The sequence below is a fragment of the Planococcus plakortidis genome (assembly GCF_001687605.2).
GTDB lineage: Bacteria > Bacillota > Bacilli > Bacillales_A > Planococcaceae > Planococcus > Planococcus plakortidis.
In genome coordinates this window covers 1235194-1260800 of the sequence record NZ_CP016539.2, presented here as the reverse complement: position 1 = coordinate 1260800, position 25607 = coordinate 1235194, and the positions used below count along the sequence as shown (strand labels likewise).

The following is a 25607-nucleotide window of genomic DNA, read 5'->3' as shown; positions in this document are numbered from 1 at the left end:
CACTTCTTTTTCCTTCCAGCGAAGCTCTAAACCTTTTTGGGGAAACAAGAAAAAGCAACAGGCTCTCGATCAGCCTGCTGCTTTTTTATGGGGTCCTTTTCGCCATTTCTTCCACGATCAACCGGAACGTCGTTAACTTGTCATTGAAATCATAGGCCACGGAAACGAGCATCACTTCATCGGCGCCATATTCTGCGCAAAGCGCTTCCAATTGATCCACCACTTGAACAGGGTCGCCGACGACCATGCGCCGGCGGTTTTCTGCGACGAGTAGCTTCTCGAACTTCGAATACTCGTAAGCCACTGCCTGTTCAGGAGGCGGCGTTCCGTTAGAAAGCATTCCTTGTGCACCCATTGCTAGCGATAGGTCGAGTGAAGAAGCGATATATTCGGCTTTTTCAAGAGTTTCCTGACAAACGGCGAAAATCGCGAAACCCGTATACGGTTCAGTGCCATTATGGGAAATGAAGTTGTTTCTGTAGTTGGCGGCAAATTCCTGCCCGCCTTCCCCGTTGATGAAATGGGCAAACATATACGGCAAGCCTTTTTCTGCGGCCAATTGCGCGGAGCCCTGACCTGAGCCGAGCATCCAGATCGGCGGCGCTTTCGGGGTACCGGGGTTGCGTTCATTCCGTAATAATCATGCGACTCGGGGATGCTGCCTTCCAAATACATGCGCAGTTCATCCAATTGTTCAGGAAAGCGCCCCGCATCCCGCAAGCGGCCATTCGACAAGGCGAACGATGCTCTTGGCATGCCGCCTGGCGCTCGTCCCACCCCGGCATCGATGCGCCCTGGGTACAGGTTCTCCAATAAATTGAAGTTCTCTGCCACTTTGAATGCCGAATAATGGGGCAGCATGACACCGCCCGAACCCAAGCGGATCGAAGAAGTTTTAGCTCCGATATGGCTGATCAAGATTTCCGGCGAAGAACCAGCCAAGGTTTTGGCATCGTGATGCTCCGACACCCAAAAACGCGTATAGCCCCATTGTTCCGCATGAACCGCCAACCGGACCGTATCGGCCAAAGCTTCGCGGGCTGTCTGTCCTTGAGAAATCTGGGATTGGTCTAATATGCTGAAACGAAATGGCATCTTGATCTTCCCTTTCCAAATCTTTTATATAGCTGCCGGTATAATGATATTTTACTGGCTGCGCCGTATCTTCTCGGATTCCACAGCCGATTCGGCAAAACACAGCACTGACCGGAATATTTCTTCCCGCTCAGGTTCCTGCAGCAAGTCGTGGTAGCAGAATGGCCATTCCTTGAAATGGAATTCATTCACAGCTTGCTTGGACAGCCAAGTTCGCCCAACAGTGTTTCGCGTAATCAAATCTCGCTGGCCGACATGGAGCAGGACCGGCAAATCAGCCAGCTTTGTTTGTGCTGCCTGTTCCAGATAGCCTTGCAATTCCTTCCACCACGCCGGTGTACTGAGCGATAGGATCCGATCGGCCTCTGCCGAATCATCCTGGAACTTGCGTCTCGTCAAATGGCGCAAGTCGATGCCGTGGTCGATTTTCCCTTTGCCGGTCAGCTTGCTGATGCCCGACAAGGCAAGTGTTGGCTTGCCCGGCACTTTCTGCAATTCAAACCATGGAGAGGTGGCGATAAACGCTGCTATCGGATGGCGGTTTCCAGCAAGGGCGTGGATGGCGATTGCAGCTCCGAGCCCGTGTCCCGCGAGCACCACCGGCAAGTCATTGCCCGCTGCCATACGCAGCAGTTCAGCGGCCATTTTATCGTACTCGAAAAATTGTTCCCGGTGTACCGCATCCCCTGCAGCCTGCGTCCCATGCCCTGGCAGATCGCCCATATAGACATGAAAACCGTTCCTGCGCCATTTCTCGATTTGCCATGCATAGCGCCGATGCTCTTCATATGCGCTATGGATTATTACGATAACGCCTTTTGCCTCGCCTTCCGCTTGCCATTTCCACATAAACTGCGCCTCCCTCTACAGCTTGATCGATTGACCTTTTTCGTTGTTTTGATACGATTAGAACTAATTATATCTTATCAATGATAAAGGAGCTTTGCCATGATCTATCCATATAAAGACAAATCACCAAACATTGACAAATCGGCCTTCATTGCCGATTATGCGACCGTCACTGGCGACGTGACGATCGGCGAGAATTCCTCGGTCTGGTTCAACACGGTCATCCGCGGCGACGTGGCACCGACGATCATCGGGAAAAACACCAATATACAGGATCTGTCGATGCTTCACCAAAGTCCCGACAATCCCCTCATCCTAGAAGACAATGTCACGATCGGCCATCAAGTCACGCTTCACAGCTGCAAAATCAGAAAAGGCGCATTGGTCGGCATGGGCTCGATCATATTGGATGGCGCTGAAGTCGGCGAAGGCGCTTTTATCGGCGCTGGCAGCCTTATCGCCCAAGGCAAGAAAATTCCGCCAGGCACATTGGCTTTCGGGCGGCCGGCAAAAGTGGTGCGTGAACTGAACGAAGCGGACAAACAAGATATGGAACGCATTGTCCGGGAGTATGCGGAAAAAGCTGCTTATTATAAATCCCTTCAATAGAAAAAGCAGGCGGAAAAATATCCGCCTGCTTTTTCTTATGCGTTCGCTTGTTGTTTCAAAGCCTCAGCTTTATCTGTGCGTTCCCACGGTAGGTCGACATCCGTACGGCCGAAATGGCCATAAGCCGCTGTCTGTTTGTAGATCGGGCGGCGCAAATCGAGCATCTTGATGATGCCGGCCGGGCGCAAATCGAAGTTCGCGCGCACGAGTTCGATCAATTTTTCCTCGCTGACTTTTCCTGTCCCGAACGTATCGACCGCAATCGATACCGGATGTGCTACGCCGATTGCATAGGCCAGTTGCACTTCACATTTATCGGCAAGGCCTGATGCCACGATATTTTTCGCTACATAGCGTGCAGCATATGCGCCGGAACGGTCGACTTTTGTCGCGTCTTTACCGGAGAATGCGCCACCGCCGTGTCGTGCATAGCCGCCGTACGTATCAACGATGATTTTACGGCCAGTAAGACCAGCATCTCCTTGAGGCCCGCCGATGACAAAGCGGCCTGTCGGGTTGATGAAGTATTTCGTTTCAGCATCCAATAGTTCTGCCGGCACGACTTCGTTGATGACGTACTCTTTCAAATTGCGCTGGATTTGCTCCAACGATACTTCCGGATGGTGCTGCGTCGAAATGACAATCGTATCGACACGCACTGGTTTATTGTTTTCATCGTATTCAATCGTCACTTGCGTTTTTCCGTCTGGACGGAGATACGGCAAGATTTCTTCTTTGCGCACTTCTGCCAGGCGGCGTGCGAGTTTGTGGGCCAGGCTGATCGGCAAAGGCATCAATTCTTCTGTTTCGTTTGACGCGTACCCGAACATCAAGCCTTGGTCGCCTGCTCCGATTTCATCCAATTCCTTATCGGTCATCTGGCCTTCACGCGCTTCAAGTGCCACGTTGACGCCTGCCGCGATGTCTGCCGACTGCTCGTCGATCGCTGTCAACACCGCGCTTGTTTCAGAGTCAAATCCGTATTTCGCACGTGTATAGCCGATTTCTTTGACGGTCTGGCGCACGACTTTCGGAATGTCTACATATGTCGATGTCGTGATTTCGCCTGCGACAAGAACGAGCCCTGTCGTTACAGTCGTTTCGCATGCGACACGCGCGTTCGGGTCTTCCGCTAAAATGGCATCCAGGATTGCGTCTGAGATCTGGTCGCAAATCTTATCCGGATGGCCCTCTGTTACTGATTCTGATGTGAATAATCGACGGTTTGTCAAAAAAAGTTCCTCCTTATATCCTGCGAGATTGCTCTCGAAATTGATACGGTACTCGTTTTCCCATGTCAAGTCCGTTTCCATTAAGGAATTGAACTTCCAGCTTTTTCAGCCTGCACACGAGGATTAAGGGCATTCCATAAAAAAATCCCTTCACTCAATACATTGAGGAAAGGAATAATCATCATAAGCACCTTTCACTCTTATCGTCCAAGGCATTCGCCTTGCTTCAGGTTGGGCACCATCGCTGCAAGCGCAGCAGGTTGCCGGGTTTCATCGGGCCTGCACCCTCCACCAGCTCGGAATAAGAGTATCCGTTCAATTTCCCATCATACGGAATGCTGCCAGCACTGTCAACGTTTTTACCGGAAACAATTGTCGGACTTTTAAACATGCAGCTTTTTCTACTATAAAATTGCACAAATCATGAACATTGACAGATTTCGAGTTATTAGTATAGACTAATCGCATCAATGTGTTATACTAATGTTCGAATATACATCTTCCCCATTCATTTGGGAATAAACGAAAAGGAAGGTACATATATATGACTTCAGTGAACTTTGCAAATGATTTGAAAGAGCTTTTGGCAGGCTCCAATGTCAATACTCAATTATCCGTTCCCCAACTGGTTGAAGCAGCCACATCCCGTGGGGAGGCAGTATTGACCCGTGAAGGCGCAGTCAAAGCCGAAACCGGCAAGTACACTGGCCGTTCGCCTAAAGACAAGTATATGGTAGAAGAGGCAATTTCGAAAGATAAAATTGACTGGGGCAGCGTCAACCGCCCGATTTCATCTGAAATCTTCGAGAACCTATATGCTAAAGTCCTCAATCATTTGAAAGAAAAAGACGCTTTGTACGTCTTCAAAGGCTTCGCCGGCGCAGATCCTGAGTCCCGTCTTGCGATTCAGACGATCAATGAATACGCCTGGCATAACCTGTTCGCCCATCAATTGTTCATCCGCCCGACTGCGGAAGAACTGGAGGCGCATGAAGCTGAATTCACTGTCGTTTACGCTCCGACTTTCCACGCAGACCCAGCGGTGGACGGAACGGATTCCGAAACCTTCATCATCGTTTCGATGGAAAAGAAAATCATCTTGATCGGCGGCACGGAATACGCTGGCGAAATGAAGAAATCCATCTTCTCGATCATGAACTATATCCTTCCGGAAAAAGGCATCCTGCCGATGCACTGTTCAGCGAACGTCGGGAAAAATGACGATGTCGCTTTGTTCTTCGGGCTTTCCGGTACAGGGAAAACAACTTTATCAGCTGACGAAGACCGCAAATTGATCGGTGACGATGAGCACGGCTGGTCCGATAACGGCGTCTTCAACATTGAAGGCGGCTGCTACGCGAAGACCATCAACTTGTCCCGTGAAAACGAGCCGCAAATCTTCGATGCCATCCGTTTCGGCTCGGTTCTTGAAAACGTAGTCGTTGACGAAGATACGCGCATCCCGGATTACGACGACGGATCGTTGACAGAAAACACGCGTGCAGCATACCCGATCGATGCCATCGATAACATTGTCGTCCCTTCTGTTGCAGGGCACCCGAAAACGATCGTCTTTTTGACTGCAGACGCATTCGGCGTATTGCCTCCAATCAGCAAATTGACGAAAGAACAAGCGATGTACCACTTCCTGAGCGGCTATACATCGAAACTTGCCGGCACAGAACGCGGCATCACGTCACCGGAAGCGACATTCTCGACATGCTTCGGTTCGCCATTCCTTCCGCTTCATGCGACCGTGTACGCTGAAATGCTCGGCGATAAAATTGATGAGCACGGCGCAGACGTCTACCTTGTAAACACAGGCTGGACTGGCGGCATCTACGGCGTCGGAAGCCGCATGAAATTGTCATACACCCGCACGATGGTGCGCGCAGCGATCCGCGGCGACTTGAACGGCGTGGAAATGGAACACGAATCCGTCTTCGGCTTGAACATGCCTAAAGAAATCCCAGGCGTGCCAACTGAAGTATTGAACCCGCGCAATGCATGGGCTGATAAAGAAGCTTATGACCAAAAAGCACAGGAACTGGCGAAGAAATTCAAAGACAACTTTGAAAAATTCGGCACTGTCGATGCTGGCATCAGCCAAAAAGGCGGCCCTACACATAATCAATAACATCATAAAAGGCCGGAGGGAAATGACTCATTTCCCTCCGGCCTTTTTTATTTTACTCTCCATTACCGCGTTAGGCTTATGCATTATTGCGGACAGCTTCGGTAATATTCTTTTTACGCTTCTCCTGCTCTTTCATCCATACCGCCAGCGCTTTTGCAGTCTTGCGATTCGCCGTGGGAGGGAAAAAATGTGTGTATTCCGGGAAATACCAAGTTTCACATGGCTGATGATTGAGCTGCAATGCTTCTTCGAGCAGGAACGCCTGCTGGGGCGAAACATTATCGTCTTTCAGGCCATGGATGATCAAGTAAGACGCATCGCTCTCCCCGATGCGCATTAAAGGATTGCGCTCTTCGAATGCAGGCAGCGCGGTATTCGGTGTCCCGCCGTAAAGCCGTTTCATCATACGGCGCATATCCAACCGCTCCTTATACGTCAGCACAGTGTCCGTGACCCCGGCCCAAGTCACGACGGAACAAATATCGCTTCGCAATACCGCGGTCCAAAGCGCCATGATGCCTCCCCTTGAAAAGGCCAGCAAATGAACCGGCCCGTCACTGAATTTCTTCAGCACGTCCACTGCATTGACAGCGTCATAGCGGTCAGCGCCGGCAAACTCATCCTTTCCTTCACCGCCCCGATTGCCGCGATAATAAGGAGCAAAAACGGTAAAGCCCATTCCCGCGAACTGCGCTATCCTTGCCGGACGTACCATGCCGATGGACTGGATGCCACCGCGCAGGTACAACATGGCGCTTTCGGATTCACCTGATTTCGGCTGCGCCAATAAACCTTTTACGCGCAAGCCTTCGGACCAGTATGTCACTTCCCGCAAGCGCACATTCGGGTTTGGCGAAGGATACCATCTCATCGATTCAATATCGCCATTTTTCAATAGTCTTCACCTTCTCTATAATCGCCTTCATGCCCTCATCGCGCATGAGGAAACTGTAATTATCATCGATCGCAAGTTTCGGTACCAGCACCGGGCCGTCCGTCTCCATCCATTCCATCTGCTCCATATCCCGGAACGTTGCCGTAAATACCGTTTTGCTGAAAGGCTTATCAGTATACACCGTATATTCCGCAAGCCATTCCAAGTCATTCACGATAGCTCCGGTTTCTTCGTATACTTCCCGTACGGCCGCCTGTTCAAGCGATTCTCCCGGCTCGGCTTTGCCCCCAGGAAATTCAATGCCGCGCACGGAATGCCTCGTCAACAGCCAGTTTCCATTGTATTTTCCCACTACCAGCACATGCCGGCTTTCGAATTGTGATTGCCCTTTTTCAAAAAACAAACGGCAAACGCATCCGTTCAAGTCTCTATATTCCATCCAACATCCTCCCGGCTTCAGAAAAGGCGCACAACCGGCTAACGGTCGTACGCCCATTTCCTCTATTCTACTTCTTTTCGCCGAGAAATGCAGATAGCATCCAGGAATGCTTCTCTAAGTTCTGATGGATGGCATTCAACATATCCTCTGTCATGTCATCACCGTCTTCAGCCGCAAGCCCCATGCCCTTTTTCAAGGATTTCATGATCTTATCGTAATCGGAAACGAGTGTGTCGACCATCTCTTCCGCGCTCTCGCTGCTTGTCGCTTCATCGATGACCGATAGTTCCAGTTGCTCTTTCATTGTAGCAACGGGCTTGCCGCCAAGTGCCAGCAAACGTTCTGCGATTTCATCCATATGAAGTGTCGCTTCGTTATATAATTCTTCAAACTTCACATGTAAAGTAAAGAATGATGGCCCTTTGACATACCAGTGGAAATTATGTAATTTCGTATACGCCACTGACCATGTAGCGACTTGTACGTTCAATTCTTCGTTTAATGCAGTTGACACAATCTATCACTCTCCATTTTTTATTGTTAAGCTCTTCTGCTTTATAAATACCTCAAATAGCCCTACAATAAACATCAGCAAACAATCACCAATAAACCCAAAGAAAGAAGTGTAATCACGATGAAAACCGCGTTAGTGAAGCTGTTCCGTTTCTATCAACGCTTCATCTCCCCCCTGTCGCCGCCAAGCTGCAGATTTTACCCGACATGTTCCCATTACGGAATCGAAGCCGTGGAAAAACACGGTGCATTGAAAGGCGGTTATCTCGCCATGCGCCGTATTTTAAGCTGCCACCCGTTCCATAAAGGCGGAGTGGATTTTGTCCCGGAAGAATGGCCCCCTAAAAAATAGGCGGGTTTTTTTCTTGTGTTCAATCGGATTGTATTGTATGATTCTAAGAGTCAACAAAACGTAACGATTACATTTTATGAACGCGTATCAAATTTGGAGGGACATTTCATGAAGAAACTAGCATTATTTGCAGGTATAGCACTTATTATATTGTTAGCCGCATGCGGCAGCAACACAGAAACCGATAGCGGGGCTGAAAGCGAAACGGCAGAAGGAAAACTCGATGTTTATGCGACAGTATACCCGCTTGTCTATTTCGCTGAACGCATTGGCGGCGAGCGTGTGGATGTCAAATCGGTTTACCCGGCTGGCGCCAATGAACACAGCTTTGAGCCGACCCAAAAAGACATGATCAATATGGCGGATGCCGACTTGCTCTTTTATGTCGGGTTGGGGCTTGAAGGCTTTATCGACAACGCACAGGAAACGCTGAAAAATGAAGACCTTGAATTTATCGCGACAGCAGATGCAATCACCGATGAACAACTCGAAGCTGCCGCGGGTGCACAAGACGATGCACACACGGAAGACGGGCACGGTCATGAAGAGGAAGATGCACACGGCCATGAAGGCGAAGATGACAGCCACGGGGAAGAAAGCGGCCACGAAGGCCATGACCACGGTTCCACCGATCCACACGTCTGGATCTCCCCTGTCTTGAGCCAGGAACTCGCCGCTTCTGTCCGCAATGCTCTAACAGCGAAAGACCCGGAAGGCGCAGAGGAATTCGAAAAGAATTATGAAGAACTTGTTGCTGAACTAGAAGCGCTTGACGAATCATTCCAAAACTTGGACGAGAAAGTTGAACGCGACACCTTTTTCGTCTCCCACGCAGCATTCGGCTATCTTGCCGAGCCGTTCGGATTTGAGCAAGTGGCCGTCGCAGGCCTGAACAGCCAGGACGAACCGTCCCAAAAGGAACTCACGGAAATCGTCGACATGGCACGTGAAAAAGACATTCAATATATCGTCTTCGAACAAAACGTCTCGTCGAATCTGACGGAAGTCATCCAAAACGAAGTCGGCGCCGAAGCGATTGAAATGCATAACTTGGGGGTCTTGACACAAGAAGACATCGATAACGACGAAACTTATTTCACTTTAATGGAAAAAAATCTTCAAGCACTCGAAACGGTCTTGAAATAACAAAAACTCGCCGAACGATCGGCGAGTTTTTTTATACTTTCAGTTCGTACCCGATGCCTGGGCTTGCGCTTAGTTTAATTTCCCCGTTCTCTACACGGATTTCTGGGGAAACGATATCTGTCCGCCAAAAATGGTTTGAATCTGAAAAATCACCAGTCAGCTTCACTTCGGGCAGCGAGGCAAGCGCGAGATTATGCGCTTTCGATACGCCAAACTCGATCATGCCGCCGACCCACATTTCCATTTGTTTGTTTTTGCAGAAATCAACGACCTTCAAGGTTTCTGTCCACCCGCCAAGACGCCCCATCTTCAAGACAATGATGTCCCCCGCTTGCTTTTTCACCATACGCTTTACATCTTCGAGGCTATGGATGCTTTCATCCAGGCAGATTGGCGTTGCCATGTTTGACCGGGCAATCCGATGGGCGTCCCACTGCTGTTCTCCGTAGGGCTGTTCAATCAGCGCGAAACCAACCTGGTCAAATGCCAGCAACTCTTTCAAAGCTCGTCCAGAAAAACTGCCATTGGCATCAGCGTAGAACGAAATCTCTGGATTGGACGTAACAAGCTTTTTCAATAAAGCCGCATCCGAGTCAGGCGAAATCTTCAGTTTGATGCGCCGATAACCGCTGCCGATCGCCACGCTTACATTCTCCGACAGATCATCGCTCTTTCCTGCAACGACTACGCCTGCTGGAATCGAACCAGAGATTCCACCGACAAATTCATACAACGGTACGCCTTGTCGCTTGGCGAATAAATCCCATACAGCCATTTCAATAGCTGCTTTTGCCATATGGTTGCCTTTTACTGTTGAAAATAACCGCGCCGCCTCAGCCGGATGTTCCAACTGCTCATCTATCAAGAGCGGGGCTAGCACCTGCTCCATTACAAAACGGCTGCCCGTCACCGTTTCTTCTGTGTACCAAGGCGTATCAAACGCGACACATTCACCGTAGCCCTCTCGTCCCTCAAGGTCTCGAACAATTACCACCGTCACTTCCCGTTGCTCGACTTTCTGCAAGACGGTAATGAAAGGCTGCTTTAAAGGCTGCTTCACTTTGTGGAATTCGATTCCGGCAATTACAGCCATGCCTTCAATTCCCTTCTGAGCAGTTTATTCGATGCATTACGCGGCAACGCATCCACCATGCGGAACAATTTTGGCACTTTATAGCCCGCCAGCTGTTCCCGGCAAAATTGCGAAAGCTCATCCAATACTTCGGGATCATCGAGCACGACAAACGCTGCTGGCACTTCTCCCCACATGCTGTCCGCCATCGCGCAAACCCCGGCTTCCCGAACGGATGGATGGGCCATCAACACTTTCTCAATTTCTGCCGGGTATACGTTCTCCCCGCCGGAAACGAGCAGATCCGAGCGCCTGTCGACAACAAATAAAAATCCTTCTGAATCCAAATAACCGATATCACCTGTTGCAAGCCAGCCATCTTCTTGTACACCGCGTTCCTCGAACTTACCAATATATCCAGGTGTCACTTGAGGTCCCTTAATAAGAATCTCACCCGCTTGCCCCGACATTGCACCATCAATTTTTACTTGATATAGAAATAACGGCTTGCCGGCAGAACCGATTTTCGTTTTCGCATCAGCCGGCTGCAAAGTCGTCGTCTGCGAAGATGTTTCGGTCATGCCGTAAGTTTGAAGCACTTGAATGCCATGCGCTTCCGCCCGCTGCAAATATGAAACGGGAACCGGGCCGCCGCCTGCAAGAACTTGCTTGAAGCGTGGGGATACGCGCAGTTGCCGCTGCTCGATCTCCCGCAATACTTGGTCAAGCGTGACAGCGACCACCGAACTATGCGTCACTTGCCCTTTGCATAATTCATCCGCACACGCCTTAGCATCGAATTTGTCGTAAAGCCTGACGCCCATCCCGTAGACGAGCGACCGCATCAAAATCGAGAAGCCACTTATATGGAATAACGGCATCGTGCACAGCCAGACATCATCGGGGGAAACGCCCAAATTCAGCGCAGAAGACACAGCGCTGGAAAAATGGTTTTCAGCAGTCTGCCGAACCCCTTTCGGATTGCCCGTCGTCCCGGATGTATACATGATGGACATAGTGCGGTCTTTCGCCCATTCCGCCTGCAAATGAAAATCCGCGATTGGCGCTTGTCTCAATTGCTCAAAAGAAATGGGCTGTGCTGCTGCCACTTTTTCATATAACTCAGCACCCACGAATACTCGATCCACCTTTGCATCTTCAATCTGATAAGCCAGTTCCGCCGCCGCCAGCCGTTCATTCAGCATGACCATTTCACAGCCAATATGCAGGCAGCCGTACATAACAAACACCGCTTCGGCATTCGATTTAGCGAGCAAAGCGACACGTGAATGCTCCGTGATGCCGAAATGTGCCAGCTTCCCGGCATAATCGAGTGCGATCTTGTTCACTTCTGCAAAAGTCCATTCATTCTCGCCGAACGATAAAGCCAATTGATTTCCCGTCAAATAAGCGCGCTGCGACAACCAATTTGGATAAGCCATTTTTCAAAATCCTTTCTTTTACAGTTAATCGATTGAAAAAAAGCTGCCTCCGAAGAAGACAGCTCTTTCAAATTCATACGATCACGGGAAACGCGGGAATTGGCCAAAGTCCGGTTTGCGTTTTTCTTTAAATGCATCGCGGCCTTCTTTCGCTTCATCCGTTGTGTAATAAAGCAATGTCGCGTCGCCAGCCATTTGCTGAAGACCAGCAAGGCCATCTGTGTCCGCATTCATTGCCGCTTTGACAAAACGCAGTGCAGTCGGGCTCATTTCAAGCATTTCTTCGCACCATTTAACGGTTTCGTCTTCCAATTGCTCGTAAGGCACAACTGTGTTCACAAGACCCATATCAAGTGCTTCCTGTGCATCGTATTGACGGCACAGGTACCAGATTTCGCGCGCTTTTTTATGTCCGATAATGCGTGCCAAATAGCCTGAGCCGTAGCCTGCATCAAATGAACCGACACGCGGTCCAGTTTGGCCGAAGCGCGCGTTGTCTGCAGCAATCGTCAAATCGCAAACAACGTGAAGGACGTGTCCGCCACCAATTGCGTATCCAGCAACCATTGCCACAACCGGTTTCGGAATAACGCGGATCAAGCGCTGCAAGTCCAGGACGTTAAGGCGTGGAATTTCATCTTCTCCGACATAGCCGCCGTGTCCACGGACAGATTGGTCTCCACCTGAACAGAATGCTTTTTCGCCTTCACCTGTCAAAACGATGACGCCGACGTCCGAATTGTCGCGCGCGCGTGAAAATGCGTCGATCAATTCATGGACCGTTTTCGGGCGGAACGCATTGCGCACTTCCGGACGGTTAATGGTGATTTTTGCAATCCCATTATATGTTTCGTATTTAATGTCTTCATATGTAAGTTCTGTAACCCATTGACGTGTTGACATACTAGTCCTCCTCATTGATTCCATTTATTCGTTCCATAACCATTGTAGCAAATTCAGCCGGTTTTTCCACATGAATCGCATGTCCCGCTGAAATGATGCAGTGTTCTGCGTTCGGCAAGAGCTCCTGCATCTCACGCGCGATGGCGCAAAACTTCGGATCCAACTCACCGGTGATCAGTAAAACCGGTATCTTCAATTCCGGCAGACAATTCCAATACGATTGCTGTGAACCTGTGCCCATGCCCTTTAAGCTGTTTGCCAAGCCTACTGCAGATTGTGCGAGCCGCTCTTGCTTCACTTGCTTGCGTACAAATTCCGGCAAGGATTTCTGGCTGTCGAACAACGGGATATTTTCCCATTTCCCAACAAATTGTTCTATGCCGCCTTCAAGAATGTTAAAGGCCAACTGGGTATCCCGCTCTCGCCGCTCTTCCCTTGCAGCTTCGGTTTTCAAACCGGGGGAAGCACTTTCCAAAATAAGCTGGTCAACACGGTCTGGAAATTCACAAGCATACGCAAGCGCCGTACGCCCGCCCATCGAATAACCGAGCAAAGTGAAGTTCTCTAACTTCATCTCCTCAAAAATGAAGTCAAGGTCATCCAGTTGCCGCTCCATCGTATAACGGCTTTCATCTGTCGGGCTTTCTGTTTGGCCGTGCCCAATCAAGTCAATCGCCACAATCCGGTGGTCGCGCCAGTTTTCAATGACTGTTTTCCATGTAGCCGTGCTGCCCGTAAAACCATGGAGCAAGACCAGGACAGGAAGGTCTTCACCTCCCGCCACTTTAACATGGTAGCGAACTCCATTTGCCATCAATTCCATGTGTTTAGCCCCTCATCCAGGCGGCTCCACAATTTGCGGTGAACCGTTACGTTGTTCGAACGGTTTGTTTCCACTTCGATGATGCGTACCGGTTTTTCTTTCGGTGTTCTAAGCACCGACTGCAATTCGTCCACAGTCTTTGCAGAGAAGTATTCCGCATCGTACATGTCAGCAGCCGCTTTGAATTGGATCCCGGTCGGGGTACCAAATAGTTCCTCGTAATAGCGCTCTTCTTTCGACTGCGGCAAATAGGAGAATATCCCGCCGCCATCATTATTCATGACGACAATCGTCAGCTCTGCAGCTTGTAATTTAGACGCAAGCAAGCCATTCATATCATGCAGCAAAGCCAAATCGCCGATCAACAAATACCCGGGCCGTTGGTTCGCTGCCTGGATCCCGAAAGCCGTCGATACCACCCCGTCGATCCCATTCGCACCCCTGTTGGCATAAATCCGCACATCCCTCTGCGTCGACTGGAAATAGGTATCCGCATCCCGGATCGGCATGCTGCTGCTGACGGTTAAATCACAACCATCGAGTTCATCGAAAAAGGCTTTTGCCAACACGCCTTCATCCAACTCTTGCTGGCAATGTGCGGACATGGACTGCCGCACCAATTCTCCCGCTTTGATCCATTGCTCCAAGTAGTGCTTTGAAGCTTTCACTTCCAAGCTCAACTCCCATAGGACAGAACTATGCTGTTGGACATGGTGCGTAACGGCGGATTGCGGATCCCTGAACAACGGGCTTTCGTCGATGACGACGTATCTCGCAGGCTTGTTTTTCGCCAAAAACTGGCTAAGCGGCTTGGAAACCGGCTGCGGCCCGATTCGAACGACCACATCCGGCGCTACACTGTCAGCGAATTTTTCATTTTTCAACAAAGCATCATATGAATCAACAATAACATCCATAAGATCATCCGGTACATTCGACCGCAAATTCGACAGCGGATCGGCAAGCACCGGCCAACCGAGACGGCGGATAAATTCCCATTGCTCCGATGAAATCTGAGCAGTATTTTCCCCAGCAATCAACAAGCCGCGAGGATGGCTGAATACTTCTCGCAAAAATCCCGCAGCTTCATCGGTCAGCTGCTGGCCGCTTTCAAAACGGTATAGTTCTCTGTCGCTTTCATAAGGCTGTTCGAAATCGATGCCCAACGGTTCACGGAACGGCACATTCAAATGCACTGGACCCTTGGGTGCACTTTCAGCCATGGCTGCTGCACGCCCCAAATGACGCTTTAAAAAGTCCAACCGGTTGCCTTGTTCGGGCAAGGGCAGATCAGCTGACCACTTGACATGGGAGCCGAACAAATTGATCTGATTGATCGCTTGCGGAGCCCCAACTTCACGAAGCTCGTGCGGGCGATCCGCTGTAATTACGAGAAGCGGCACACGCGCATAATAGGCTTCTACAATCGCTGGGAAATAATTGGCTGCCGCAGTCCCTGATGTACAAATCAAAACAACTGGGCTGTTTGAAGCTTTTGCCAAGCCAAGCGCGTAAAACCCAGCCGAACGTTCGTCTATTTGACGATACGTCTTTATCCCCTCTTGTTTCATAAAAGCGTAAGCAAGAGGCGTCGAACGGGAACCTGGACTGATGACTGCTTTTTTTACCCCTGCGTGCATCAGCGAATGGGTAAACGTCGAAACATATTCAGTTAAAAACTCACGATTCGTCATGCAAATTTCCTCCCAATACACGAAGCATCGGGCGGAACTTCACCCATGTTTCATCATATTCAGCTTGTGGAGTAGAATCCGCCACAATGCCGCCGCCCGCGAATAAATAGGCTTTATCCCCGTCAAGTAAAGCCGAACGAATCGCTACGGCAAATTCGCCATCGCCTTTTGCATCAATCCAACCGATTGGCGCCGCATAATACCCTCTATTTAATGGTTCATACGAGCGAATTAAACTCAATGCCTGCTGTTTCGGCTCACCGCCAAGTGCCGGCGTCGGATGCAGCGCTTCGACTAGATCCAATAGTGAGCTCCCATTTTTCAGCTCGCCTTCAACGGGCGTATACAAATGCTGTATATCCCGAATTTTCATCAATTTAGGATTTTGCGGAATGCGCGGACTCGAACAATGTTCCTGGAATACATTGCCGATCATCTGTACAACATAATGATGCTCAGAACGGTTTTTCGAATCATCCAATAAGGCTTGCCCCAATGCTTCATCCTGTTCAACCGATTGGCCGCGGGGTGTAGAGCCTGCTAAACATGTAGACAATGCCTTTTGCTGTTCCACTTTCACAAGGCGCTCTGGAGTCGCCCCGAAGAAGAATTGTTTGCCGGCTTCAAGGCCAAACAAAAAGCTTTCTGGTTGTTCATTAGCTGCCTGGTAAAGAGCTGAGGCCGGTGCTAAAGCTTCTTTAAAACCAAGCTCCAGCGCTCTTGCGATAACCACTTTTTCAACTTCCCCTGCACGGATTACATCTGTCACCTTTTCAATGGACCGCATATATTCTTCTTTTTTCAGTTCCTTCTTGTTCGAAACTGTGGGTTTTTGATACGCCTTTGGTTCTGAAACTTGCGCACCGTGAATCAGCCGGTCGCGTTCTTTCCGTAACGCTTCAAAATCCATAAAACTATTTGGCTGCTTAGTGATCAAATGAACGCTGACATACGCTTGTTCACCTTTAATAATAAGCTGAAACGTCGGCACAGCAAAATAAGCCTGAGGGAAATTACGCCACCCGCTCGGCTGATTGTTCAAAGGATCAAATGAAAAACCGCCAAATAACACTGGTTGCACTGCTGTTTCTTCATTTACCAATTGGGCACTTAAAGCTTTCCAATCCTTCTGGATGCTGCTGAAACGTCCTTTATAATCATCAGCGGTCAGCACATAAGCATGTCCAAGGCCGACCATCGTAAAGGATTTCTCGCGGTTCTGCCAAAACATCCTCTTGCCTTCGTATTGTTCCTGCCCCGCTTCAAAAAATGCCAAAGCGGACATGGTTGATACTTCAATGGTTTCTGTATAGAAACGGTACCCGCTAAAGCGGTTCGCTTCCATTTGTTCAGTTGATGAATACGGTTGTGAATTCACCGGATTACCTCCGTTTACTGCAGCGTCAATTTGCTGCGATACATTTTAATCTCTATCTTCTATCATACCCCTTTCTCTGGATTTCAGCACAACATATGCTGTAAATCTCTACGTTTTGGAGTACAATGTAGGTTGGAAAGAAATGAATAGGAGAGATAGAAATGACACATTCCATACAAGCCGACAGTGGGTGGCGCGTCTGGTGGCAACTCACACGTCCCCATACTTTAACGGCATCTTTTGCCCCTGTATTTCTGGGGACAATGATCGCAATCCATTATACGGCTTTAGACTGGGCGCTGTTCCTGGCCATGCTGATTGCGAGCTTGCTGATTCAAGCAGCAACCAATATGTTTAATGAGTACTATGATTACGCGAGAGGACTCGATACTAAAGAATCTGTCGGCATCGGAGGCGCTATCGTCCGAAATGGTGTTTCGCCTAAAACCGTTTTAGTACTAGCATTCCTGCTTTATGCCATCTCTGCGATACTCGGGCTCTATATTGCAGCTTCTACCAGTTGGTGGCTATTGGCAGTCGGGGGCATTGGCATGTTAGTCGGTTACTTTTATACCGGAGGCCCATACCCTATTGCTTACACGCCATTAGGTGAATTGTTTTCTGGATTGTTTATGGGCTTCCTTATTGTAATCGTCGCTTTTTATATCCAAACAGAAACCATTACCTCTACCGCTATTATGTTGGCTGTCCCTAGCACTTTGCTCGTAGCAGCCATTATGATGGCCAATAATATCCGAGACATGGATGGAGATAAAAAAAGCGGACGGCGTACTTTGGCTATATTGACTGGCAGACCGGCTGCAGTTACCATTTTTATGTGGTTCTTTATCTTATCTTATGCTTGGATTATCTCATTGGTATTGCTCGGTATTGTTACACCTTGGGCTTTATTGGTGTTACTGAGTGTTATTAAGCCCTTGAAAGTAATTATGACTTTTAAGCGCTACACAGAACCACTACAAGTAATGCCTGCTATGAAAGACACGGGAATCACGAATACATTGTTCACCTTCCTGCTGGCAATAGGTCTACTAGTAGATTATTTTTTATCTTAATATCTAAAAGCTGATGGCAATTGGGGCCATCAGCTTTTTATTATAGGGATAGTTATAGGAAGTCTAATTTGAAATAAGAATGGTGAAAACATCTTAATTGCGATATATTGTATATAATATATGTTAAAGGGGTTTTCTTATGAAACCAATTTTATTTGGACTTGCAGGAGCAATGTTTTTTGCAGTCACATTTATTATTAATGCTTTAATGGAAGCTCAAGGAGGGCATTGGGTTTGGAGTGCGTCCTTGCGCTATCTGTTTATGATCCCTTTCCTCCTATTAATTGTCGTACTTAGGGGTAATTTACTTCCGCTCCTCCATGAAATGAAAAAACATAAGGTGAAATGGTTATTGTGGAGCTTCATAGGATTCGGTCTTTTTTACGCTCCCTTGTGTTTTGCAGCAGCATACTCCCCAGGATGGCTAATAGCTGGAACTTGGCAATTTACAATCATCGCTGGAACTTTACTGGCTCCTCTTTTTTTCCTCAAAATACATATATCCGGCCAAACTGTCATGCACAGACAACACATACCGATTAAAGCCTTGTTATTTTCAACTATCATCCTAGCAGGAATAGCACTTCTTCAGCTTGATCACCTTACTAATGTCACTACTTTCACATTATTGCTTGGGTTAGTGCCCGTTTTAATTGCAGCTTTCGCTTATCCACTTGGCAATAGAAAAATGATGGAAGTTTGTGAAGATCGGCTAGATGCATATCAACGGGTTCTTGGAATGACAATTGCCAGTCTGCCTCTTTGGTTGATTCTTTCTATTTATGGCTTTTTAACAACTGGATTGCCTTCTAACGCTCAAACTTATCAATCTTTGATTGTTGCCATCAGTTCAGGAGTAATAGCGACTGTTCTATTTTTTATGGCAACCGATATGGTCAGAAATAACATGTCAAAACTTGCCGCAGTGGAAGCTACACAATCTTTGGAAGTCATATTTGCATTAATTGGTGAATTTTTTCTACTAAGCATTGCATTCCCTTCTTCAATAGCATTAATTGGTTTAACCATGGTAATAGTAGGAATGGCAATACATAGTTTCACGTCACATAGTGAACAAAAAATAGAGAAAGAAAAAAGCGCCATGCATATGAATGCATGACGCTTTTCTAATATGACCCCTACGGGATTCGAACCCGTGTTACCGCCGTGAAAGGGCGGTGTCTTAACCGCTTGACCAAGGGGCCAAATACTGGCGGAGAAGGAGGGATTTGAACCCTCGCGCCGGTGTTACCGACCTACACCCTTAGCAGGGGCGCCTCTTCAGCCACTTGAGTACTTCCCCAGTATGGCTCCGAAGGTAGGACTCGAACCTACGACCATCGCATTAACAGTGCGGTGCTCTACCACTGAGCTACTTCGGAAAAATGGTGGGCCTAAGTGGACTCGAACCACCGACCTCACGCTTATCAGGCGTGCGCTCTAACCAGCTGAGCTATAGGCCCATTTGGAGCGGGTGAAGGGAATCGAACCCTCATCATCAGCTTGGAAGGCTGAGGTTTTACCACTAAACTACACCCGCAATATGGTGGGTCAGGACGGAATCGAACCGCCGACACTTAGAGCTTCAATCTAATGCTCTACCAACTGAGCTACTGACCCATATTATTTATAAAATGGCGGTCCCGACCGGGATCGAACCGGCGATCTCCTGCGTGACAGGCAGGCATGTTAACCGCTACACCACGGGACCATTTGGTTGCGGGGGCAGGATTTGAACCTGCGACCTTTGGGTTATGAGCCCAACGAGCTACCGAACTGCTCCACCCCGCGATAATAATATTGAAGAAAAATTGTCCACTCATTTTTAATAATGGAGGAGGAAGAGGGATTCGAACCCCCGCGGGATTTGACTCCCCTGTCGGTTTTAAAGACCGATCCCTTCAGCCAAACTTGGGTATTCCTCCGTGATAAACATTAAATGGTGGACCTTGCAGGACTCGAACCTGCGACCGGACGGTTATGAGCCGTCTGCTCTAACCAACTGAGCTAAAGGTCCTAAAAAAGTGGCGGCAGAGGGGATCGAACCCCCGACCTTACGGGTATGAACCGTACGCTCTAGCCAGCTGAGCTACGCCGCCAGGATCTTTATGTTGTATAAGTTGGTGGAGCCTAGCGGGATCGAACCGCTGACCTCCTGCGTGCAAGGCAGGCGCTCTCCCAGCTGAGCTAAGGCCCCATAAAGTGGTCGGGAAGACAGGATTCGAACCTGCGACCCCTTGGTCCCAAACCAAGTGCTCTACCAAGCTGAGCTACTTCCCGACTAAATAGGATGATGACAAAAATATGGCGCGCCCGAGAGGACTCGAACCTCTAACCGCTTGATTCGTAGTCAAGTACTCTATCCAATTGAGCTACGGGCGCATAATATAAAATTTTATAAAACAGTTGGTGCCGAGGACCGGAATCGAACCGGTACGGTAGTCACCTACCGCAGGATTTTAAGTCCTGTGCGTCTGCCAGTTCCGCCACCCCGGCGGGGCAATGGACAGATAAAAAATTGGAGCGGAAGACGGGGGTCGAACCCGCGACCTCCACCTTGGCAAGGTGGCGTTCTACCACTGAACTACTTCCGCTTGGTGCGGGTGAAGGGAGTCGAACCCCCACGCCCGAAGGCGCTAGATCCTAAGTCTAGTGCGTCTGCCAGTTCCGCCACACCCGCGTGGCAATTATAAAATTGAAATGGTGAGCCATGAAGGATTCGAACCTTCGACCCTCTGATTAAAAGTCAGATGCTCTACCAACTGAGCTAATGGCTCAAATATGAGTGGTGCCGGAGAAAGGACTTGAACCCTCAACCTACTGATTACAAGTCAGTTGCTCTACCAGTTGAGCTACTCCGGCATAGAGTAAAATGGTGGAGGATGACGGGATCGAACCGCCGACCCTCTGCTTGTAAGGCAGATGCTCTCCCAGCTGAGCTAATCCTCCATATGTATGCCCAGCGACGTCCTACTCTCACAGGGGGAGACCCCCAACTACCATCGGCGCAAAAGAGCTTAACTTCCGTGTTCGGGATGGGAACGGGTGTGGCCTCTTTGCCATCATCACTGGACTATAAGGTTTTTGAAAGACAAGTTTTATTATACCAACTCTGGTGAGTTTTACAAGTCTTTTTTTGCTCACAGGCAAAAAATCTTGTTCTTTCAAAACTGGATAAATCGACATTGTGGGAAACGTGCGTTTCAGTTTGTTGGTTAAGTCCTCGATCGATTAGTATTCGTCAGCTGCACGTGTCGCCACGCTTCCACCCCGAACCTATCTACCTCATCGTCTTTGAGGGATCTTACTTGCTTGCGCAATGGGAAATCTCATCTTGAGGGGGGCTTCGTGCTTAGATGCTTTCAGCACTTATCCCGGCCACACATAGCTACCCAGCGATGCTCTTGGCAGAACAACTGGTACACCAGCGGTGTGTCCATCCCGGTCCTCTCGTACTAAGGACAGCTCCTCTCAAATTTCCTGCGCCCGCGACGGATAGGGACCGAACTGTCTCACGACGTTCTGAACCCAGCTCGCGTACCGCTTTAATGGGCGAACAGCCCAACCCTTGGGACCGACTACAGCCCCAGGATGCGATGAGCCGACATCGAGGTGCCAAACCTCCCCGTCGATGTGGACTCTTGGGGGAGATAAGCCTGTTATCCCCGGGGTAGCTTTTATCCGTTGAGCGATGGCCCTTCCATGCGGAACCACCGGATCACTAAGTCCGTCTTTCGACCCTGCTCGACCTGTCCGTCTCGCAGTCAAGCTCCCTTGTGCCTTTACACTCTGCGAATGATTTCCAACCATTCTGAGGGAACCTTTGAGCGCCTCCGTTACTCTTTAGGAGGCGACCGCCCCAGTCAAACTGCCCGCCTGACACTGTCTCCCAAGCCGCTTAGGCTTGTGGGTTAGAAGTTCAATACAACCAGGGTAGTATCCCACCGACGCCTCCCCCGAAGCTGGCGCTCCGGGTTCTCTGGCTCCTACCTATCCTGTACAAGTTGCACCAAAATTCAATATCAGGCTACAGTAAAGCTCCACGGGGTCTTTCCGTCCTGTCGCGGGTAACCTGCATCTTCACAGGTACTATAATTTCACCGAGTCTCTCGTTGAGACAGTGCCCAGATCGTTACGCCTTTCGTGCGGGTCGGAACTTACCCGACAAGGAATTTCGCTACCTTAGGACCGTTATAGTTACGGCCGCCGTTTACTGGGGCTTCGGTTCGCACCTTCGCTTGCGCTAAGCACTCCCCTTAACCTTCCAGCACCGGGCAGGCGTCAGCCCCTATACGTCACCTTACGGTTTTGCAGAGACCTGTGTTTTTGCTAAACAGTCGCCTGGGCCTATTCACTGCGGCTCTCTCGGGCTATTCACCCTACCAGAGCACCCCTTCTCCCGAAGTTACGGGGTCATTTTGCCGAGTTCCTTAACGAGAGTTCACTCGCTCACCTTAGAATTCTCTTCTCGCCTACCTGTGTCGGTTTGCGGTACGGGCACCTCCCGCCTCGCTAGAGGCTTTTCTTGGCAGTGTGAAATCAGGGACTCTGAGGTCAAACCTCTTGCCATCACTGCTTGATGTATACAGAAACGGGATTTTCCTCGTTTCTCATCTCACAACTTGGACGTGCACAACCAACGGCACGCTCACCCTATCCTTCTGCGTCCCCCCATTACTCAAACGGCGGGGAGGTGGTACAGGAATATCAACCTGTTGTCCATCGTCTACGCCTATCGGCCTCGACTTAGGTCCCGACTAACCCTGAGCGGACGAGCCTTCCTCAGGAAACCTTAGGCATTCGGTGGACGGGATTCTCACCCGTCTTTCGTTACTCATACCGGCATTCTCACTTCTAAGCGCTCCACCAGTCCTTCCGGTCTGACTTCACCGCCCTTAGAACGCTCTCCTACCACGGACATCTCAGATGTCCATCCACAGCTTCGGTAATCCGTTTAGCCCCGGTACATTTTCGGCGCAGTGTCACTCGACCAGTGAGCTATTACGCACTCTTTAAATGATGGCTGCTTCTAAGCCAACATCCTGGTTGTCTAAGCAACGCCACATCCTTTTCCACTTAACGGATATTTGGGGACCTTAGCTGGTGGTCTGGGCTGTTTCCCTCTTGACTACGGATCTTATCACTCGCAGTCTGACTCCCAAGCATAAATCACTGGCATTCGGAGTTTGTCTGAATTCGGTAACCCGGGATGGGCCCCTAGTCCAAACAGTGCTCTACCTCCAGGATTCTCTATCTTGAGGCTAGCCCTAAAGCTATTTCGGAGAGAACCAGCTATCTCCAGGTTCGATTGGAATTTCTCCGCTACCCACACCTCATCCCCGCACTTTTCAACGTGCGTGGGTTCGGGCCTCCAGTAAGTGTTACCTTACCTTCACCCTGGACATGGGTAGATCACCTGGTTTCGGGTCTACAACTGCATACTCATTCGCCCTGTTCAGACTCGCTTTCGCTGCGGCTCCGGCTTCTCACCTTAACCTTGCATGCAATCGTAACTCGCCGGTTCATTCTACAAAAGGCACGCTATCACCCATTAACGGGCTCTAACTACTTGTAGGCACACGGTTTCAGGATCTCTTTCACTCCCCTTCCGGGGTGCTTTTCACCTTTCCCTCACGGTACTGGTTCACTATCGGTCACTAGGGAGTATTTAGCCTTGGGAGATGGTCCTCCCGGATTCCGACGGAATTTCACGTGTTCCGCCGTACTCAGGATCCACTCTGGAGGGAATGCACTTTCAGCTACGGGGCTCTTACCCTGTCTCGCGGACCGTTCCAGGTCGCTTCGCCTAATCCATTCCTTTGTAACTCCGTATAGAGTGTCCTACAACCCCAGAAGGCAAGCCTTCTGGTTTGGGCTGTTCCCGTTTCGCTCGCCGCTACTTGGGGAATCGCATTTGCTTTCTCTTCCTTCAGGTACTTAGATGTTTCAGTTCCCTGAGTCTGCCTTCTCATGTGCTATGAATTCACACATGGATACTGCTCCATTACGAACAGTGGGTTTCCCCATTCGGAAATCCCCGGATCACAGCTCACTTACAGCTCCCCGAGGCATATCGGTGTTAGTGCCGTCCTTCTTCGGCTCCTAGTGCCAAGGCATCCACCGTGCGCCCTTATTAACTTAACCACTGAAGGTCAAACAATAAGTTGATCGCTTGAGGCGATCACGCTACTTGATGCTTGTTTCTTAATCAATGTCGATCTATCCAGTTTTCAAAGAACAAGTCTGAAAGCCAATCCTTGCGGAGTGAACCTTCAAAACTGAACGCAAAACGTCAACCCGAACGAAGTTCGGTTCCGATATTATCCTTAGAAAGGAGGTGATCCAGCCGCACCTTCCGATACGGCTACCTTGTTACGACTTCACCCCAATCATCTGTCCCACCTTCGGCGGCTGGCTCCCATAAGGGTTACCCCACCGACTTCGGGTGTTACAAACTCTCGTGGTGTGACGGGCGGTGTGTACAAGGCCCGGGAACGTATTCACCGCGGCATGCTGATCCGCGATTACTAGCGATTCCGGCTTCATGCAGGCGAGTTGCAGCCTGCAATCCGAACTGAGAACGGTTTTCTGGGATTGGCTCCCCCTCGCGGGTTCGCGACCCTTTGTACCGTCCATTGTAGCACGTGTGTAGCCCAGGTCATAAGGGGCATGATGATTTGACGTCATCCCCACCTTCCTCCGGTTTGTCACCGGCAGTCACCTTAGAGTGCCCAACTGAATGCTGGCAACTAAGATCAAGGGTTGCGCTCGTTGCGGGACTTAACCCAACATCTCACGACACGAGCTGACGACAACCATGCACCACCTGTCACCGCTGTCCCCGAAGGGAAAGCCTTGTCTCCAAGGCGGTCAGCGGGATGTCAAGACCTGGTAAGGTTCTTCGCGTTGCTTCGAATTAAACCACATGCTCCACCGCTTGTGCGGGCCCCCGTCAATTCCTTTGAGTTTCAGCCTTGCGGCCGTACTCCCCAGGCGGAGTGCTTAATGCGTTAGCTGCAGCACTAAGGGGCGGAAACCCCCTAACACTTAGCACTCATCGTTTACGGCGTGGACTACCAGGGTATCTAATCCTGTTTGCTCCCCACGCTTTCGCGCCTCAGCGTCAGTTACAGACCAGAAAGTCGCCTTCGCCACTGGTGTTCCTCCACATCTCTACGCATTTCACCGCTACACGTGGAATTCCACTTTCCTCTTCTGCACTCAAGTCCCCCAGTTTCCAATGACCCTCCACGGTTGAGCCGTGGGCTTTCACATCAGACTTAAAGGACCGCCTGCGCGCGCTTTACGCCCAATAATTCCGGACAACGCTTGCCACCTACGTATTACCGCGGCTGCTGGCACGTAGTTAGCCGTGGCTTTCTGGTGAGGTACCGTCAAGGTACCAGTAGTTACTTGGTACTTGTTCTTCCCTCACAACAGAGTTTTACGATCCGAAAACCTTCTTCACTCACGCGGCGTTGCTCCGTCAGACTTTCGTCCATTGCGGAAGATTCCCTACTGCTGCCTCCCGTAGGAGTCTGGGCCGTGTCTCAGTCCCAGTGTGGCCGATCACCCTCTCAGGTCGGCTACGCATCGTCGCCTTGGTGGGCCGTTACCCCACCAACTAGCTAATGCGCCGCGGGCCCATCCTGCAGTGACAGCCGAAACCGTCTTTCCGTGCAGCCTCATGAGAGGCCACAAACTATTCGGTATTAGCACCGGTTTCCCGGAGTTATCCCGATCTGCAGGGCAGGTTGCCCACGTGTTACTCACCCGTCCGCCGCTAAACCAAAGGAGCAAGCTCCAATGGTTCCGCTCGACTTGCATGTATTAGGCACGCCGCCAGCGTTCGTCCTGAGCCAGGATCAAACTCTCCATTATAGAGTAGTATTGATTGCTCAATAGTTGCTGGCGCATCGCCGCCTCGAAAGACGCGCGATTTGCTTGATCTG

General features: G+C 49.8%; 17 protein-coding genes, 19 tRNA genes, 3 rRNA genes, 1 pseudogene and 1 riboswitch. Of the genes and pseudogenes, 6 read left to right on the top strand and 34 right to left on the bottom strand.

All coding sequences use genetic code 11. The features are described 5' to 3' along the window. Positions 1-85: 85 nt before the first annotated feature. Together BBI15_RS06455 and BBI15_RS06450 are read right to left on the bottom strand one after the other, a co-directional pair. A pseudogene (locus BBI15_RS06455) lies at positions 86-1095 on the bottom strand (LLM class flavin-dependent oxidoreductase). Positions 1096-1146: 51 nt separating this feature from the next. Further along, the gene (locus tag BBI15_RS06450; protein WP_068868805.1) at positions 1147-1944 is read right to left on the bottom strand and encodes an alpha/beta hydrolase; all 798 of its coding nucleotides are present in this window, start codon (positions 1942-1944) and stop codon (positions 1147-1149) included. Positions 1945-2043: 99 nt separating this feature from the next. On the opposite strand from BBI15_RS06450, the gene BBI15_RS06445 reads away from it, so the two are divergent. After that, positions 2044-2553, top strand: a complete 510-nt coding sequence (locus tag BBI15_RS06445) for a gamma carbonic anhydrase (protein ID WP_068868804.1) — start codon at positions 2044-2046, stop codon at positions 2551-2553. A 35-nt stretch (positions 2554-2588) separates the two neighbouring features. Here BBI15_RS06445 and metK read toward each other — a convergent pair whose 3' ends face one another. Beyond that, a complete protein-coding gene (gene metK, locus BBI15_RS06440; RefSeq protein WP_068872532.1) occupies positions 2589-3785 on the bottom strand; it encodes a methionine adenosyltransferase in 1197 nt (398 codons plus the stop codon). A gap of 197 nt (positions 3786-3982) precedes the next feature. Continuing rightward, positions 3983-4093, bottom strand: a riboswitch (SAM riboswitch). 236 nt (positions 4094-4329) lie between these two features. Here metK and pckA point away from each other — a divergent pair. Next, complete coding sequence (gene pckA, locus BBI15_RS06435) at positions 4330-5922, top strand: phosphoenolpyruvate carboxykinase (ATP) (RefSeq protein ID WP_068868803.1); 1593 nt, start codon at positions 4330-4332, stop codon at positions 5920-5922. Between the two features lie 76 nt (positions 5923-5998). Here the strand turns inward: pckA and BBI15_RS06430 are convergent, their stop codons facing one another. The 3 genes from BBI15_RS06430 to BBI15_RS06420 form a co-directional block, all read right to left on the bottom strand. Next, a complete protein-coding gene (locus tag BBI15_RS06430) occupies positions 5999-6817 on the bottom strand; it encodes an alpha/beta hydrolase family protein (protein WP_084632775.1) in 819 nt (272 codons plus the stop codon). Beyond that, positions 6798-7256 carry an NUDIX domain-containing protein gene (locus BBI15_RS06425; RefSeq protein ID WP_068868802.1) on the bottom strand — a complete coding sequence of 153 codons (459 nt, stop codon included), beginning with the start codon at positions 7254-7256 and terminating at the stop codon, positions 6798-6800. Before BBI15_RS06425 ends, BBI15_RS06430 begins: the two co-directional genes overlap by 20 nt. Before the next feature lie 67 nt (positions 7257-7323). After that, entirely contained in the window at positions 7324-7770 is a 447-nt protein-coding gene (locus BBI15_RS06420; protein WP_068868801.1) for a Dps family protein, read from the bottom strand. A 120-nt stretch (positions 7771-7890) separates the two neighbouring features. Between BBI15_RS06420 and yidD the strand changes: the two genes are divergently transcribed. Continuing rightward, on the top strand, positions 7891-8121 hold the full coding sequence (yidD, locus tag BBI15_RS06415; protein ID WP_068868800.1) for a membrane protein insertion efficiency factor YidD: 231 nt from the start codon (positions 7891-7893) through the stop codon (positions 8119-8121). A gap of 108 nt (positions 8122-8229) precedes the next feature. Next, positions 8230-9267: a metal ABC transporter solute-binding protein, Zn/Mn family gene (locus BBI15_RS06410; RefSeq protein WP_068868799.1), complete on the top strand. Its 1038-nt coding sequence runs from the start codon at positions 8230-8232 to the stop codon at positions 9265-9267. A 31-nt stretch (positions 9268-9298) separates the two neighbouring features. Here the strand turns inward: BBI15_RS06410 and menC are convergent, their stop codons facing one another. The 6 genes from menC to BBI15_RS06380 form a co-directional block, all read right to left on the bottom strand. After that, on the bottom strand, positions 9299-10360 hold the full coding sequence (menC, locus tag BBI15_RS06405; RefSeq protein ID WP_068868798.1) for an o-succinylbenzoate synthase: 1062 nt from the start codon (positions 10358-10360) through the stop codon (positions 9299-9301). After that, positions 10351-11781: an o-succinylbenzoate--CoA ligase gene (locus BBI15_RS06400; protein ID WP_068868797.1), complete on the bottom strand. Its 1431-nt coding sequence runs from the start codon at positions 11779-11781 to the stop codon at positions 10351-10353. The genes menC and BBI15_RS06400 overlap by 10 nt, the downstream gene beginning before the upstream one ends. Positions 11782-11862: 81 nt before the next feature. Beyond that, a complete protein-coding gene (gene menB / locus BBI15_RS06395) occupies positions 11863-12684 on the bottom strand; it encodes a 1,4-dihydroxy-2-naphthoyl-CoA synthase (protein WP_068868796.1) in 822 nt (273 codons plus the stop codon). Position 12685: 1 nt separating this feature from the next. After that, the gene (gene menH / locus BBI15_RS06390) at positions 12686-13507 is read right to left on the bottom strand and encodes a 2-succinyl-6-hydroxy-2,4-cyclohexadiene-1-carboxylate synthase (protein WP_068868795.1); all 822 of its coding nucleotides are present in this window, start codon (positions 13505-13507) and stop codon (positions 12686-12688) included. After that, positions 13498-15201 (bottom strand): 2-succinyl-5-enolpyruvyl-6-hydroxy-3-cyclohexene-1-carboxylic-acid synthase, encoded by a 1704-nt coding sequence (menD, locus tag BBI15_RS06385; RefSeq protein ID WP_068868794.1) that lies wholly within the window; start codon positions 15199-15201, stop codon positions 13498-13500. Before menD ends, menH begins: the two co-directional genes overlap by 10 nt. Further along, positions 15188-16579, bottom strand: coding sequence for an isochorismate synthase (locus BBI15_RS06380; RefSeq protein ID WP_068868793.1), 1392 nt, complete (start codon positions 16577-16579; stop codon positions 15188-15190). Before BBI15_RS06380 ends, menD begins: the two co-directional genes overlap by 14 nt. A 161-nt stretch (positions 16580-16740) precedes the next feature. Here BBI15_RS06380 and BBI15_RS06375 point away from each other — a divergent pair, with 161 nt between their 5' ends. Then, entirely contained in the window at positions 16741-17655 is a 915-nt protein-coding gene (locus BBI15_RS06375; RefSeq protein ID WP_068868792.1) for a 1,4-dihydroxy-2-naphthoate polyprenyltransferase, read from the top strand. 139 nt (positions 17656-17794) lie between these two features. Then, the gene (locus tag BBI15_RS06370; RefSeq protein ID WP_068868791.1) at positions 17795-18775 is read left to right on the top strand and encodes a DMT family transporter; all 981 of its coding nucleotides are present in this window, start codon (positions 17795-17797) and stop codon (positions 18773-18775) included. Positions 18776-18788: 13 nt separating this feature from the next. On the opposite strand, the gene BBI15_RS06365 is transcribed toward BBI15_RS06370, so the two are convergent. The 22 genes from BBI15_RS06365 to BBI15_RS06260 form a co-directional block, all read right to left on the bottom strand. Further along, positions 18789-18860, bottom strand: a tRNA-Glu gene (locus BBI15_RS06365). Between the two features lie 6 nt (positions 18861-18866). Further along, a tRNA-Ser gene (locus BBI15_RS06360) sits at positions 18867-18958 on the bottom strand. A 4-nt stretch (positions 18959-18962) separates the two neighbouring features. Then, positions 18963-19037, bottom strand: a tRNA-Asn gene (locus tag BBI15_RS06355). A 4-nt stretch (positions 19038-19041) separates the two neighbouring features. Next, positions 19042-19118 (bottom strand) — tRNA-Ile (locus tag BBI15_RS06350). Positions 19119-19121: 3 nt separating this feature from the next. Continuing rightward, positions 19122-19195 (bottom strand) — tRNA-Gly (locus tag BBI15_RS06345). Positions 19196-19199: 4 nt separating this feature from the next. Then, positions 19200-19275, bottom strand: a tRNA-Phe gene (locus BBI15_RS06340). Positions 19276-19290: 15 nt separating this feature from the next. Continuing rightward, positions 19291-19366: transfer RNA gene (locus BBI15_RS06335), tRNA-Asp, on the bottom strand. 3 nt (positions 19367-19369) lie between these two features. Then, positions 19370-19446: transfer RNA gene (locus BBI15_RS06330), tRNA-Met, on the bottom strand. Between the two features lie 149 nt (positions 19447-19595). Then, positions 19596-19672 (bottom strand) — tRNA-Ile (locus tag BBI15_RS06325). A gap of 8 nt (positions 19673-19680) precedes the next feature. Beyond that, positions 19681-19754, bottom strand: a tRNA-Met gene (locus BBI15_RS06320). A gap of 22 nt (positions 19755-19776) precedes the next feature. Continuing rightward, a tRNA-Ala gene (locus tag BBI15_RS06315) sits at positions 19777-19852 on the bottom strand. 6 nt (positions 19853-19858) lie between these two features. After that, positions 19859-19935: transfer RNA gene (locus BBI15_RS06310), tRNA-Pro, on the bottom strand. Positions 19936-19960: 25 nt separating this feature from the next. Then, a tRNA-Arg gene (locus BBI15_RS06305) sits at positions 19961-20037 on the bottom strand. 25 nt (positions 20038-20062) lie between these two features. Then, positions 20063-20151: transfer RNA gene (locus tag BBI15_RS06300), tRNA-Leu, on the bottom strand. Between the two features lie 23 nt (positions 20152-20174). Next, a tRNA-Gly gene (locus BBI15_RS06295) sits at positions 20175-20249 on the bottom strand. Between the two features lies 1 nt (position 20250). Beyond that, a tRNA-Leu gene (locus BBI15_RS06290) sits at positions 20251-20335 on the bottom strand. A gap of 21 nt (positions 20336-20356) precedes the next feature. Further along, a tRNA-Lys gene (locus BBI15_RS06285) sits at positions 20357-20432 on the bottom strand. A 9-nt stretch (positions 20433-20441) separates the two neighbouring features. After that, positions 20442-20517 (bottom strand) — tRNA-Thr (locus BBI15_RS06280). A gap of 11 nt (positions 20518-20528) precedes the next feature. Further along, a tRNA-Val gene (locus BBI15_RS06275) sits at positions 20529-20604 on the bottom strand. Positions 20605-20612: 8 nt separating this feature from the next. Next, positions 20613-20728 (bottom strand): 5S ribosomal RNA (gene rrf / locus BBI15_RS06270). Between the two features lie 138 nt (positions 20729-20866). Next, a 23S ribosomal RNA gene (locus BBI15_RS06265) occupies positions 20867-23799 on the bottom strand. Positions 23800-23985: 186 nt separating this feature from the next. Then, positions 23986-25536: ribosomal RNA gene (locus BBI15_RS06260) — 16S ribosomal RNA — on the bottom strand. The 16S, 23S and 5S rRNA genes sit together here with 19 tRNA genes alongside, the layout of an rRNA operon. Positions 25537-25607 lie beyond the last annotated feature (71 nt).